The 14,222-nt window shown below is 63.3% G+C and carries 12 protein-coding genes; 8 read left to right on the top strand and 4 right to left on the bottom strand.

All coding sequences use genetic code 11. The features are described 5' to 3' along the window. The first annotated feature begins 4 nt into the window (after positions 1-4). Positions 5-514 carry a hypothetical protein gene (locus MTX34_RS01470; protein WP_243608204.1) on the top strand — a complete coding sequence of 170 codons (510 nt, stop codon included), beginning with the start codon at positions 5-7 and terminating at the stop codon, positions 512-514. A 37-nt stretch (positions 515-551) separates the two neighbouring features. Here MTX34_RS01470 and MTX34_RS01465 read toward each other — a convergent pair whose 3' ends face one another. The 3 genes from MTX34_RS01465 to MTX34_RS01455 form a co-directional block, all read right to left on the bottom strand. Further along, positions 552-1,151 (bottom strand): isoprenylcysteine carboxylmethyltransferase family protein, encoded by a 600-nt coding sequence (locus tag MTX34_RS01465; RefSeq protein ID WP_243608203.1) that lies wholly within the window; start codon positions 1,149-1,151, stop codon positions 552-554. A gap of 378 nt (positions 1,152-1,529) precedes the next feature. Then, on the bottom strand, positions 1,530-3,530 hold the full coding sequence (locus tag MTX34_RS01460; RefSeq protein WP_243608202.1) for an SDR family oxidoreductase: 2,001 nt from the start codon (positions 3,528-3,530) through the stop codon (positions 1,530-1,532). 34 nt (positions 3,531-3,564) lie between these two features. Then, the gene (locus MTX34_RS01455) at positions 3,565-5,694 is read right to left on the bottom strand and encodes an MMPL family transporter (RefSeq protein WP_243608201.1); all 2,130 of its coding nucleotides are present in this window, start codon (positions 5,692-5,694) and stop codon (positions 3,565-3,567) included. 139 nt (positions 5,695-5,833) lie between these two features. On the opposite strand from MTX34_RS01455, the gene MTX34_RS01450 reads away from it, so the two are divergent. From MTX34_RS01450 to MTX34_RS01420, 7 genes are all read left to right on the top strand, one after another. Further along, complete coding sequence (locus tag MTX34_RS01450; RefSeq protein ID WP_243608200.1) at positions 5,834-9,112, top strand: error-prone DNA polymerase; 3,279 nt, start codon at positions 5,834-5,836, stop codon at positions 9,110-9,112. A gap of 92 nt (positions 9,113-9,204) precedes the next feature. Beyond that, positions 9,205-10,158 (top strand): ABC transporter substrate-binding protein, encoded by a 954-nt coding sequence (locus tag MTX34_RS01445; RefSeq protein ID WP_243608199.1) that lies wholly within the window; start codon positions 9,205-9,207, stop codon positions 10,156-10,158. A 32-nt stretch (positions 10,159-10,190) separates the two neighbouring features. Continuing rightward, on the top strand, positions 10,191-11,159 hold the full coding sequence (locus MTX34_RS01440; protein ID WP_243608198.1) for an ABC transporter permease: 969 nt from the start codon (positions 10,191-10,193) through the stop codon (positions 11,157-11,159). Then, positions 11,146-11,994 carry an iron chelate uptake ABC transporter family permease subunit gene (locus MTX34_RS01435; protein ID WP_243608197.1) on the top strand — a complete coding sequence of 283 codons (849 nt, stop codon included), beginning with the start codon at positions 11,146-11,148 and terminating at the stop codon, positions 11,992-11,994. The genes MTX34_RS01440 and MTX34_RS01435 overlap by 14 nt, the downstream gene beginning before the upstream one ends. Before the next feature lie 21 nt (positions 11,995-12,015). After that, a complete protein-coding gene (locus tag MTX34_RS01430; protein WP_243608196.1) occupies positions 12,016-12,165 on the top strand; it encodes a hypothetical protein in 150 nt (49 codons plus the stop codon). Next, the gene (locus MTX34_RS01425; RefSeq protein WP_243608195.1) at positions 12,162-12,920 is read left to right on the top strand and encodes an ABC transporter ATP-binding protein; all 759 of its coding nucleotides are present in this window, start codon (positions 12,162-12,164) and stop codon (positions 12,918-12,920) included. Before MTX34_RS01430 ends, MTX34_RS01425 begins: the two co-directional genes overlap by 4 nt. 27 nt (positions 12,921-12,947) lie before the next feature. Beyond that, the gene (locus MTX34_RS01420; protein ID WP_243608194.1) at positions 12,948-13,448 is read left to right on the top strand and encodes a metallophosphoesterase; all 501 of its coding nucleotides are present in this window, start codon (positions 12,948-12,950) and stop codon (positions 13,446-13,448) included. A 15-nt stretch (positions 13,449-13,463) separates the two neighbouring features. Here MTX34_RS01420 and MTX34_RS01415 read toward each other — a convergent pair whose 3' ends face one another. Beyond that, complete coding sequence (locus MTX34_RS01415; RefSeq protein ID WP_243608193.1) at positions 13,464-14,189, bottom strand: SDR family NAD(P)-dependent oxidoreductase; 726 nt, start codon at positions 14,187-14,189, stop codon at positions 13,464-13,466. Between the last annotated feature and the right edge of the window lie 33 nt (positions 14,190-14,222).

Genomic DNA, 14,222 nt, shown 5'->3' with positions numbered 1-14,222 from the left:
AAGCATGACTCTCGGTTCGCTCGATCGCAGAATGCTGGGCTGGTCGGCGTTGTTCGTCGTATCCCAGGCCAATATCGCCCGACTCCTCGGCCCCGCAGCTCCCAAAGTGCTTGCCGTGCAGACGGCGTGGTCCGCCCAGCGTTACCGGCAGATCCTGGCCAGTATGGACGAGACCGAAATCGCCCGGTTCCGCAGCCACTATCTGCCCGACTTCGTGCATCCGGCGATCTACGCCATCGCACTCAGGGCCGGCGGACGCAGCCTGGCGGCGAAGACGTCACTGAGCCCCGCGGCGACGACGGCATTGGCGGTTGCGCCCGTGGCCTCCGCTGCCGGTGATTACATCGAGAACATCGTCGGACTGATACTGGTCGACAACCGCGATCAGATCACCGACACCCTCGTCCGTGCCACCACCGTGGTCAGCACCGTCAAATGGATACTGGCAATCGGTTCACTGGCGTACCTGAGTCAGGGATTTCTGCGAGTGTGGGCAAAGGCTCTGTTGCGGTAAGTCTCGCCGTTCACCAGCTTGTGCTGATCTCGAACAGCTAGAAGACGAAGGGCACCAATCGTTTCGAGCGTGTCATGTACTCGCCGTATGCGTCTCCCAATCCCTCGAGCATGGCCGTCTCCTCCGATGGGATTCTGCGCACATATCCCCCGGCCAGAAAGGTCACCATGACGGGAGAAAGCCAGTTCCCGTACGCAACACAGAAGCCGAGCGCACAGATCAGTGCGCCGGCATACGACGGGTGGCGAATGAACCGATACGGGCCCGTCCGAACCACGAGTTGCTCAGGGTGCGTGTGGACCACGAACGTGAAGGACTCTCCGAGTGTGCGAGCTGCCGAGATCCGAAGTGCCTGCCCGAGGATTGCGGTGGCCAATCCTGTAACAAAGACGGCTCGTCGGTGGCGGGTGCAGACAGTGGCCGGCGAGATCACGCTGAGAAGAAGGCCTCCGCCATACGAGAGCGCAAGGCCGCGGCCGACGGCGCGACCGGAACCATTGTCTCGGTTCGAAGAGCCGGTCCGCGGTTTCCGCATCCCCATCTTGTATTCCGACCACATGAAGCCGGTGAATGCTGTCGCCAGAACAGCAGCGATCGAACGGTCGGTCACGAACAACGGCAGCTTCTCTGCGATCACGCGAGACAGCTTCTCAGACACCGGACCCGTAACGGAACATCACCCAGACTGACCCCCTCTTCATTGAGTGATGCGATGTCAGCGCGCTGCATCACCGAACAACAGCGTGTCGTAGGAGGATCTATCGAATCGGCCCGACCAACTCGCCCCGAGGGGAGTGCGTACGTGCAGCACCGATCGACCCTGTCTGACGCGTCGTACCACCGCCGCTTCGCGCAGACGCCTGGCATGACGAGCATGTTCTGGATCCGCGTCTGCGTGAGCGGCGAGGATTCTGCGTAGTAGCCACCACCGTGAGTGTCCACTCTGTGCGACCACACACGGGACCGCGATCGCAAATGGAAATTGTGGACACTGGCGGTACCTGGGACTGACTCGTCACCAACTGGTGCCGGGTACCAATCTGCCGACGCGTCGGATCACTTTGCCGATGCGTGCGCTCGGAGCTTTCGGGTCGTACGGTCGCACTCGGTACGGCACTTTCCCGTCCTCGATCGGTATTGCCACCTCGCCCTTGGCGGCAGCGGATTCGGCGAACGTACGGTAGTGCTGGTGCATCGTGCGGTCTTTGCCCTTGGGGGCGAAGATGGCTCCGAATTGCCCGAGTGTTCCCAGCGGTGTGTCGATGCGTTTGGGCTTGTCGCTCAGTGCCCTGATCACGATGGCGGCAGCCTTCTCCGGTGAGAACACGGGGCCGACGTTCTTGTCGCCCGTCGGGGTGATCATCGGTGTGTCCACCAGGGGCATGTGGATCGTCGTGTACGTGATTCCGTCCGAGAGTGTCTCTGCGGCAGCAACATCGGTGAAGCCGTCGAGCGCGGCCTTGCTGGCCACGTAGGCCGAGAATCGAGGAGGGTGTCCCAGGACGGCAGCGCTGGAGATGTTGACGACGTGTCCGAAGCTCCGTTCGCGCATGTGTGGCAACAGTGCCAGCACCAGTCGAATGGCCCCGAAGTAGTTGACGGCCATCGTGCGCTCGTAGTCGTGCAGTCGATCGGTGGATCGATAGAGTGAGCGCCGGATGGATCGGCCGGCGCTGTTGACCAGCATGTCGACGTGATCGTGTTCGCTCAGAACGGTTTTCACGGTCTGGTCAACCGATTCGGTGTCGGTGACGTCGCACGAGTATCCGTGGGCGGTGCCACCCGATTCGCGGATGTGCTCGACCACCTCGTCGAGTTGGTCCTGACCGCGCGCGAGCAGTATGACCACCGCGCCCTTGCGGGCAGCCGCCTCGGCGCTGGCTCGGCCGATTCCGGACGAGCCACCGGTGATGACGATGTGACGGCCGAACAGCGGCCCGCGTGGGTCGTTTCGGCGGTTGCGCTTGGGGTCGAAGTTCTCCCGCCAGTACGTCCACACGCGATCGGCGTACGTTCGCAGTGGTGGTGGCGTGATCGAGCTGCCCTGCAACGCTTTCTGTGTCGATGCCGACTCGAACACGGTGGGCAGAGTCAGGTGTTCGAGCATCACCGGTGGCACACCGACATCGCGGAGGGCGGCGTTGCGCTGTTTGCGCACGGCCCTGGATTTGGGAGAGACGACGGGAGCGACCAGTGCCCCTGGCACGTCGATGATTCTCGCGCGAGATCCGGCTGCCGACGAGAATGCGGCGTAGACCTCAGCCATCGACTGAGGTGCCGGATTGACCAGATGGAACACGCTGCCGGGAGTGGTGTCTCGATGTACGAGCTCGACGATGGCGTCGGCGACGTAGTCGACCGGTACCAGGTTGGTATTGCCCATCTTCGGCACCGTGATCGGTAGCACGGAGGGCAGCTTGGCCAGTTGTGCGAAGAACGGAAAGAAGTAGTAGGGGCCGTCGATCTTGTCGATGGCTCCGGTCTCCGAGTGCCCGATGATCGCAGCAGGCCGGTAGACCCGCCAGTCCGCGGTGCTGTCGCGGACCAATTTCTCCGACTCGAACTTGGTGCGATGGTAAGCCGTCGGAAAGCCTTGCCCGAGATCGAAGTCGTTCTCGGAGAACGTTCCTCGGTAGTCTCCGGCAACGGCGATCGACGAGATGTGGTGCAGGCGGGCCCCGGTCTTCTCGGCGAGGTCGATTACCGCGGCAGTCCCGGCCACGTTGGTCGGGGTCTGCTCGTCGCCTGCGGTCAGGTCGTAGACGGCTCCGAGGTGGAGGATGTGGTCGATATCGGTAGGCACGTCTCGGAGTCCGAGCTCCGGCTCGGTGAGGTCGCCTACCAGCGGGTGGATTCGGTCTCCGCCGTCGAGGTGCTGTGCCAGTCGTTCGAGGCGGGCCACCGACTCCGGACGCACCAGCACGTGGACCGCGGCGAGTGCATCACGTTCCAACAGCCTGGGCAGGATGTTCTTCCCGAGAAACCCGGTACCGCCGGTCACGATGTAGTTCGCCATGCGAGCCGACCTTACTCCGAAGTAAGTTCTGGTGCTAGTGCCCGATACCGGCTTTTTCGTGCACTTTCTTCATCCAGGTGGGTGCCCACCAATTGGCCTCACCCATGAGTTTGACCAAGGACGGAACCAGCAACATACGGATGATCGTCGCGTCGATGATCAGAGCCAGAATGACTCCGACGCCGAGGAACTTCATGATCGACAGACCCGAGATCGTGAAGGCTCCGGTGACGACGATCAGAATCAACGCCGCCGCAGTGACGATGCGTCCGGTGCGTTGAGCGCCGAAGATCACGGCGTCCTCGGTACTCGCTCCAGCCGCGCGAGCCTCGACCATGCGCGACATCAGGAACACCTCGTAGTCGGTCGACAAGCCGAAGATGACCGCGAGAATGAGAACCACGAACGTCGACTCGAGCGGTCCGGGGGTGACGCCGAGCAGGCCGGCGCCGTGGCCCTCCTGGAACACCCACGTGAGTGCGCCGAAGGTGGCAGCCAGGCTCAATCCGGCCATCAGGACCGCCTTGATCGGCAGCACGATCGATCCGAACGCGAGGAACAGCAACACCAGCGTCGAGATCACCATGATGGCGATCATCACCGGTAGCCACTTCGCGATCGCCGCATTGCCGTCGTCGACGTTGGCTCGTCCGCCGCCGACGAGGATCTCGGTGCCGTCCGGGGGAGTGATCGAGCGCAGAGCAGAGACTGCGTCGGATTGGGATTCGGCCTCGCTCAGCCCGTCGGTCGGTTCACTGTACGACGCCTGCAACGTCACGAAATCGTCCTTGGAGCCCAGGAATTCGGCGCGGGCGATACCGGGCGTGGATTCCACGGCGGAGGTCAGTGCCGCGATCGGTGCGCCTTGAGGCTTGACGCCGTCCAGGCCGCGCAGAACCACGGTTGCGCCCTCTCCGGTGGATTCGAAGTCGGAACCGAGAGTCTCGAATGCCATGCGCGCAGGGTTGTCCTTCGGCAGCGCCGTGTAGTCGACCTCGCCGAGTGAGACCTTGAGGATCGGGGTGGCGATGATCAGCAACCCGGCGACGATGACGGCAGCGACGATGCCCGGATGCTTCATCACGCGGGTGACGACGCCGCCCCAGAACTTGTGTGCGCGTGCATCACTGCGATCGGACGCGGTGCGCGACCACGTCCAGGAGTTGATGCGGGTACCGAGAATCGCGAGCAATGCCGGGACCGCGGTCAGTGACAGGACGGCCGCACTCGCGACGGCGGCCATGGCCCCGAACCCGAGGGATCGGATCACCGCCTGCGGGAAGACGAGCATCCCGGCGAACGCGCAGATCAGCAACAATCCCGAGAATACGACGGTCTTGCCTGCGGTGGCGACGGTGCGGATGGTCGCGTCGATCGGCGTCAGTCCACCGCGCAGTTCTTCGCGGAACCTACTGACGATGAACAGTCCGTAATCGATGGCCAGGCCGAGTCCCAGCAACGACGCGACGTTGATCGAGAACGAGCTGACTTCGGTGAACTCGGTGAGCACCCGCAGGATCGCCAGCGAGCTGAGCACGCTCAGAATGCCGACGAACACCGGAACCGCTGCAGCGACCACCCCGCCGAAGATGAAGATGAGCAGCAGCAGTGTGATGGGAACAGCGATGATCTCGGAGCGGATCAGATCGCGTTCGAGGGTTTCGCTGAGTGATACCCCCACCACCGACGCGCCAGCGAACTGCGATTCGATGCCGGGAACGGCGAGCTGCGGTGGAAGCTCGCCGAAGGTGTTGAACGTGACGCCCGAATTCGCTCCGAGAGATACCGTCGCCAGCGCCTTGGTTCGGTCCTTGGAGACCAGGAATTCCCTGCTGATCGGGTCTGCGCTCCAGTACGAGCTGACATTGCCGAGGGTGTATCGACTGCTGAACTCGTCGAGCGTCGCCTGCACCTGCGGTCCGATGTCGTCGATCGTGCTGCCCTCGGGGGCGGTGTAGATCGCAACGATGTCGGGGGTCGGTTGGCCGATGCCCTGCACCAGCCGCGCGACCTCGGACGACTCGCTGCCTGCGTCGGCGTAACCGCCCTCGCTCAGTTTCGAGAAGACACCGAGTCCGAAGACGCCGCCGACAGCGACGACGGCGACAACAACTGCGAGTGCCCATCGTTTGTGCGATACGACGAACGAGGCCCAACGCGTCACGTCTGTGCTCCGGCTCTGTGAAAGGGATTCGGTGGAAAGGGTCAGTGGCGATTCGACTGTAGTTGATCCGTGTCGGACCCTCGTGTTCTCATTAGAACAAGTGTTCGATGAGACGGTGGCGTGAAGGTGGGTGGGCTCGATGGGATGGAACGACGGACCACCCACGTGGTCGGAGATGGAGCGCGTCCTGTCCGGACGTCCCAAGCCGATGGCCGAGGGCGACGGCGGCGACAGCCCGGCCTGGTCCCGGAAACGAGAAGCCTACGAGGGACCTCGCCATCACGAGCCGGTGCGCCCGGCAACGCCGTACGCGGAACTGCATGCGCACTCGGCATTCAGCTTTCTCGACGGTGCCTCGCAGCCCGAGGAGATGGTCGAGGAGGCGGTGCGCCTGGGCCTCGAGTCCATCGCCATCACCGACCACGACGGGTTCTACGGAGTCGTGCGGTTCGCCGAGGCTGCCAGAGCTCTCGGCATCGGAACCGTGTTCGGTGCCGAGCTTTCGCTGGACACCCATCGATCCAGAGCCGGGGAGACGGATCCCGACGGCACTCACCTGCTGGTGCTCGCTCGCGGCCAGGAGGGATATCGCCGGCTCTCGCGTCGGATCGCTGCTGCGCATCTGGCAGGCGGGGTCAAAGGTAAGCCGCAGTACGACCTCGACGAGCTCACCGAATCGGCGGGTGGGCACTGGCAGATCCTCACCGGCTGCCGGAAGGGTCACGTTCGGCAGGCGCTCACGCGTGGTGGTCCGGAGGCGGCAGAGGCCGCGCTGCGCACTCTCGTCGACCGGTTCGGATCCGATCGTGTCACCGTCGAACTCACCCGACACGGCGTCGCGGACGACGACGAGCGCAACGACGCTCTTGCGACGCTGGCTCGGCGGTACGGCCTTCCGACGATCGCCACCACGGCCGCGCACTACGCCAGTCCGCGCAGTAGAAGATTGGCCATGGCGATGGCGGCTGTGCGCGCACGGAGCAGCTTGGACGAGGCTGCCGGTTGGTTGGCACCGACCGGCGGCGGACACCTACGGTCCGGGACGGAAATGGCGGAGCTGTTCCAGCACTATCCGGGCGCGGTGCGCGGTGCCGTCGAGCTCGGTCGCGAGTGTTCGTTCGATCTCCAGTTGATCGCGCCGCGCCTGCCGCCGTTCGAGGTGCCCGACGGATACACCGAGATCAGCTATCTGCGTCGCCTCACCTTCGAGGGAGCCGCTCGCCGGTACGGACCGCAGTCGGCGAACCCGGCGGCCTATTCGCAGCTCGAGTACGAACTCGACATCATCGAGAGGCTCGAATTCCCCGGCTACTTCCTGGTGGTCCACGACATCGTCCATTTCTGCAAGACGCACGACATCCTCTGTCAGGGAAGAGGTTCGGCAGCGAACTCCGCCGTCTGCTATGCCATCGGCATCACCAACGTCGACCCGGTAGCCAACAAGCTGCTGTTCGAGCGGTTCCTCGCGCCCGAACGCGACGGGCCGCCGGACATCGACATCGACATCGAATCCGATCGTCGGGAAGAGGCGATCCAGCACGTCTACGCCAAGTACGGCCGCACCCATGCCGCTCAGGTGGCCAACGTCATCACCTATCGCGGTAAGTCCTCGGTCCGAGACATGGCCCGCGCGCTCGGTTTCTCACAGGGACAACAGGACGCGTGGAGCAAGCAGATCACCCGCTGGTCCGGAATCGGTGATCAGGAAGGTGACGGTATTCCCGAGTCGGTTCTCGAACTCGCGCGGCAGATCGAGGGCTTCCCGAGGCACCTCGGCATTCACTCCGGTGGCATGGTGATCTGCGATCGGCCGATCGCCGACGTCTGTCCGGTGGAATGGGCGACGATGGAGAACCGCAGTGTGCTGCAGTGGGACAAAGACGATTGTGCCGCAGTGGGTTTGGTGAAGTTCGACATGCTCGGGCTCGGCATGCTCTCGGCATTGCACTACATGATGGATCTGATCTCCGAGCACAAGGGCATCGACATCGACCTCGCCTCGATCGACCTGTCCGAGCCCGAGGTGTACGAGATGCTCCAGCGAGCCGATTCGGTGGGGGTGTTCCAGGTCGAGTCGCGTGCGCAGATGGCCACTCTGCCGCGGCTCAAGCCGCGGAACTTCTACGATCTGGTGGTCGAGGTCGCGCTGATTCGTCCCGGTCCGATCCAGGGTGGTTCGGTGCACCCGTACATCAAGCGTCGCAACGGACTCGAGCCGGTGATCTTCGAGCATCCGTCGCTCAAGAAGGCGCTCGATCGAACTCTCGGAGTTCCGCTGTTCCAGGAACAGTTGATGCAGATGGCCATCGATGTCGCCGGTTTCAGTGCCGCTGACGCCGACCAGCTGCGCCGCGCCATGGGGTCGAAGCGATCACCGGAGAAGATGGAACTGCTGCGCGGACGGTTCTACGACGGGATGCGCGATCTTCACGGAATCACCGGTGCGGCAGCGGACCGAATCTACGAAAAGCTGTCGGCTTTCGCCAATTTCGGCTTCCCCGAAAGTCATTCGCAGAGCTTCGCCTCATTGGTGTTCTACTCGTCGTGGTTCAAGTTGCACCATCCGGCTGCCTTCTGTGCCGGTTTGCTGCGTGCTCAACCGATGGGTTTCTACTCACCGCAATCTCTGGTAGCCGATGCCAGAAGGCACGGTGTGCTCGTTCACGGTGCAGATGTGAACGCCAGTCTCGGCCATGCGAATCTCGAGTCGGACGGTCTCGAGATTCGCATGGGGTTGGCGGATGTGAAGTTCATCGGGACCGCAGTGGCCCAGAAGATCGTCGACGCACGAGAGGCACACGGGCCGTACACCTCGTTCCTGGATCTGACGGGACGCGTCGAACTGTCGGTGGCACAGGCGGAAGCGCTGGCAACGGCGGGCGCACTCGGGCGCTTCGGTATCACTCGTCGAGAGGCGCTGTGGGCTGCGGGTGCGGCAGCGGGGGAGCGTCCGGGCCTGCTTCCTGGGATCGGTGCGTCGACGAAAGCGCCTGCGCTACCGGGGATGTCGGATCTCGATCTGGCCTCGGCCGACGTCTGGGCAACCGGCGTGTCACCGGATTCCTATCCCACGCAGTTCTTTCGAGATCGGCTCGATTCGCTGGGCGTGATTCCCGCGAACCGGCTGCTGCAGATTCCTGATGGCGACCGGGTGCTCGTCGGCGGAGCGGTGACGCATCGCCAGCGGCCGGCAACTGCCGGAGGCGTCACGTTCATCAACCTCGAGGACGAGACCGGCATGGTCAACGTGGTGTGCTCGGTCGGGTTGTGGGCCAAGTACCGCAAGCTGGCGATCACCGCTCCGGCGTTGCTGATTCGAGGCAAAGTGCAGAACGCCGAGGGCGCGGTGACCGTGGTGGCCGATCATCTGCAGCTGATGGATCTGCGCGTTGCGTCCAGATCGAGGGACTTCCGCTGACCGAATAGCTCGAATTTGCATAGCCTTGCCTAAGTGCTACTTTACTGCTCAACCAAAGCCCCAGTAAACATCGAGCAACGGAGTACACCGAAGTGAGAACGTTCCGCGCCCCCCGCCTACTCGTCGCAGCCGCCGCGACCTCGATGCTTGTCCTCGGTGCGTGCAGCACCGATTCGACCACGGGCGAGTCTGCCGACGCCGCGACCGTCACCGTCGACACCAACAACGGCAGCATGGAGGTTCCGGCAAATCCGGTGCGCGTGGCAGCACTGGACAACACCTCGTTCGAGACGCTTCGGGCGTTCGGTGTCGAGCCGGTGGCTCTTCCCAAACCCATCATGCCGTCGACGGGCTTCGAGGAGTGGATCGACAACGACGCCATCCTGGACGTCGGCACCCATCGCGAACCGAACCTCGAAGTGGTGAGCGAAGCAGAACCGGATCTCATCATCGGCGGCTATCGATTCCAGGAATACACCGAGGAGCTCGGCCAGATCGCGCCGACCATCGACATCTCGCCCGACGACGAGAACTTCGTCGAGACGCTGAAGACTCAGACCGAGACGCTCGGCGTCATCTTCGGTCTGCAGGACAGAGCGGCCGAGATCATCGCGGCCCTCGACGCGGCCGAGGCTTCTGCTGCGGCGCAGACCACCGGACAGACGGTATTTCTCGCCAACGTCAACGGCGGCAAGATCGACAACGGTGCTCAGCGCATCGGCCGTCTGCTCGAACCTCTCACGCTGACCGACGTGTTCGCCGGTGAGGCAGGCGACGTTCACGGTGATTCCGGTTTGGCACCGGAAACCATCGCCCAGGCCAACCCCGACTGGGTGATCGTTCTGGACCGCGACGCCGCAGCCGGTGAGCCAGGTTCGTCCCCGGCCAAGGCTGTCTTCGAAGCACAGGAAGCGTTCGCCGAGACCACCTTCACCACCGAGGACCAGATCATCTACCTCGATCCGTTCTTCTACACCCGCGAGGGCATCCAGGCGTACACCGAAGCGTTCCAGTCGATCTCGGACGCGTTCGAGAACGCCGCGTAGGCCGGGCGAACTCCGTACGACGGATCACCGACATGACGAACAAGAGACTGCTGCTTGCCGTGATCATGGGGGTAGTGACGCTGCTGACCGTCGCCTCACTACTCGTCGGTGGATACGACATCAGTCTCGCCACGATGATCGACGACCCCGCAGCCAGAAACATGTTCCTGATCTCGCGGGTTCCGCGCACGCTGGCGTTGATCTTCGCAGCCATGGCCATGAGCATCTCCGGGGTGATCATGCAGATGATCACCCAGAACAAGTTCGTCGAACCCACCACCGCAGGCACGGCGCAGTGGGCCGGGCTCGGTGTCCTGGCCACTTTGATCGTGCTGCCCGACGCGCCGCCGATGACCAAGATGCTCGTCGCCACGGTGTTCGCGCTGGTCGGCACGCTGTTGTTCGTCGGCGTGCTCCGGCGGCTGCCGGTCCGGACCACATTGGTGGTCCCGCTCGTCGGCATCATGCTGGGGGCCGTCGTCGGGGCCGTCACCACGTTTCTCGCCGGGACTTTCGATCTCTTGCAGGCGATGTCGGCCTGGCGGTCCGGCGGATTCAGCGGGATAGTGCGAGGGTTCTACGAACCGATGTGGGCGGTGATCGTCATCGCGGTGCTGGCATACCTGCTCGCGCATCGCTTTACCGTGGCCGGACTCGGTAAGGAGCTCGCCACGAACGTCGGGATGAGGTACGAGCAGATCGTTCTGATCGGCGTCGCGATGGTCGCCGTGGCCACGGGCGTCACCACGGTGGTCGTCGGGTTCATTCCGTTTCTCGGACTCATCGTGCCCAATCTGGTGTCGATGATGCTCGGCGACGACGTTCGCAAGAACCTGCCCTGGGTCGCACTCGTCGGCGCAGGTCTTCTGTTGGCCTGCGATCTCGTCGGCCGAACAGTCGTGGCACCCATGGAAATTCCCGCATCGGTTGTTCTCGGAGTTCTGGGAGCAGTGGTGTTCATCGTTCTGATCGTGAGGCAGCGCCGGTATGTCAGTGCTTAGTTCCCGTGTGGGCCCGCGCATCACCGGACCGATACCGCGCGGACCGGAGGCGTCGCGCTTCACACCGAAGATGCGGTTGGCGGTGCTGTCGGTGATAGTGGCGATCGCCGTCGTGTGTTTCCTGTTCCTGTTCGTGCGCGGTTCGTTCGCCTTCGCATTTCCCCGGCGGCTGAACATGGTGGGAGCCATGGCCGTTGCGGCGTTCACGCACGGCCTCGGCACGGTGGTCTTTCACACCGTCACCAACAACCGCATTCTGACACCGTCGATCATCGGGTTCGATTCGCTCTACACGCTGATGCAGACGCTCATGGTGTTCGTCTTCGGTGGCACCGTCATCGCCAACACCGAGGGCATCCCGAAGTTGTTGGCCCAGACGGCATTGATGGTCGCACTCGCCACCGTTCTGTACGGCTGGTTGTTCTCCGGCAAGCTCGGCAGCCTGTTCCTGATGCTGCTCGTCGGCGTTGTGCTCGGCCTGGCATTCGACAGCATCTCGACATTTCTGCAACGCCTGCTCTCACCCACCGAATACGACATGCTGTCGGTCGAACTGTTCGGTCGACTCAGCGCCGTGAAGGGCGACTACCTGCCGTTGGCGTTCGGGGTGTGCCTGTTCGCCGCAGTAGTGCTGTGGAAGCGCCGACGCCACTTGGACGCACTGCTGCTCGGACCGGAGGCAGCCATGGGGATCGGGGTGTCCTACAAGCGCGAACTGATGTCGATGCTGATGCTCATTGCGCTGCTGGTGGCGTTCTCGACGGCTCTCGTGGGACCCATGACATTCTTCGGTTTCATCGTGGCGACGTTGGCCTACCAGGTGACCGGCAGCTAAAAGCACATCTACGTCCTCCCGATGGCGTTCCTGCTGGGCTTCCTGACCTTGCTACTGGGGCAGTTCGTCATGCAGCACATCTTCTACGCCGGCGGGTTCCTCACCGTCATCATCGAATTCGCCGGTGGCATCCTGTTCCTGGTCATGATTCTTCGTAGGGGGACGCTGTGATCGACTTTCGTGATGTGACCAAGTCCTATCAGAACACCATCGTTCTCGGTCCCGTCACCGGTGCCATTGCCAAGGGCGGGATCACCTCTCTCGTCGGGCCGAACGGAGCAGGAAAATCCACCTTGCTGACGGTCATCGGGCGATTGCTCGACCCGACCACGGGGACGATCACCGTGGGCGGGATGGACGTTCGCGTCGCGAAGTCTCGGGAACTCGCCAAGCACCTGTCGATCCTGCGCCAAGAGAACCACATCACCGCGCGATTGACGGTCCGTGAGCTGGTCGGGTTCGGCCGGTTCCCGCACTCGAAGGGAAAACTCGGTCCCGAGGACGAGGCGCGCATCGACGACGCCCTCGAGTTCTTGAATCTGGCTGCCCTCGAAGGGCGATTTCTGGATCAACTCTCCGGCGGGCAACGGCAACGAGCGTTCGTGGCGATGGTGCTGGCCCAGGACACCGAGTATCTTCTGCTCGACGAGCCCCTGAACAATCTCGACCTCAAGCATTCGGTGCTGATGATGAAGCAGTTGCGTCGTGCTGCAGACGAATTGGGCAAGACCATCGTGCTCATCGTGCACGACATCAACTTCGCCGCCGCCTACTCCGACAGTATCGTCGCCATGCGTGACGGCATCATCGTCAACACGGGCACTGCTGAGGAGATGATGCAGGACGACGTGCTGAGCGAGGTGTTCGACACCCCGGTTCGCGTCCACGTCGTCGAGGGACACCGCACTGCGGTCTATGTGCGGTAGTCGATCGACGGCGTGCACAATCGAGTGGTGAAGTTGCTGCTGATTGCCGATACTCACCTCCCGAAGCGGGCTCGCGTACTGCCCGACGAGGTGTGGACCGCCGTCGACGACGCCGATGTGGTGATCCATGCCGGTGATTGGGTGAATCTGGCTGCGTTCGAGGAGCTCTCGCAGCGGTCGCGTCGACTGGTTGCGTGCTGGGGGAACAACGACGGTGACGAGTTGCGGGAGCTGATGCCCGAACGCGCCGACGTGGTGCTCGGCGGGGTTCGGTTCACCGTGGTGCACGAGACCGGTGCCGCGACGGGACGTGAACGACGGATGGCGGCGGCATACCCGGAGACCGACGTGCTCGTGTTCGGCCACAGTCACATCCCGTGGGACACGTTCGCGGACAACGGGCTACGGCTGCTCAACCCCGGATCGCCGACGGATCGGCGGCGACAACCGTTCTGCACGTACATGACTGCGGTCGCCGAGAACGGAGAGCTCGGCGAAGTCGAACTGCACCGCATCGCACCTCGTTAGTGGCAGCCGAGGCGTTCACATACCGCCGGCCACCCGAACGACGGTTCCGGTGGCATAACGAGCATCGGCGGAGAGCAACCACGACACCGCACCGGCAATCTCGTCCGGCACACCGGGGCGGCCGAGGGGGATGCTCGACGCCATCTTCTGCGGCCGTCGTCGATCTCGGTGGAAGTCGGTCTCGATGATTCCGGGTGCCACCGCGTTGACGCGAATGTTCAGCGCAGCAACCTCTTTGGACAAGCCGACGGTCAGTGTATCCACTGCAGCCTTGGCTGCCGCGTAGTGGACGTACATTCCCGGACTGCCCAGGGTCGCGGCAGCGGAGGAGATGTTCACGATCGAGCCACCCGATTCGGCCATTGCCGCGATCGCGTACTTGCAGCAGGTGAGTACCCCGACGAGATTCACGTCGAGGTCCGCTCTGATGGTCTCGATGTCGTTGTCCGCCAGCATCCCTACGGCATGCGCCGAGCCGGCATTGTTCACCAGACCGGTGACAGTGCCGATCTCGGCGGCAGCGCCGAACAGATCGATCACCGCCTGCTCGTCGGTGGTGTCGGCTCGAACGGCGATCACCGTTCTGCTGTCGGTCGACAATTCGGTTGCCACTACTCGCGCGGTAGCGGAATCGGAGCGGTAGCCGATTACCACGTCGTGCCCGTCGGCCACCAGCCGTCGGGACACCGCAGCGCCGATTCCGCGACTGCCACCGGTGACGATCGTCAAGGGAGCGCTCATCGTTCGACAATAGCCACCGCGGAGAGGGCACAA

It is taken from the genome of Rhodococcus sp. ARC_M5 (genome assembly GCF_022810405.1).
Classification (GTDB): Bacteria; Actinomycetota; Actinomycetes; order Mycobacteriales; family Mycobacteriaceae; genus Rhodococcoides; species Rhodococcoides navarretei.
This window is presented reverse-complemented; position numbering and strand designations above follow the sequence as displayed.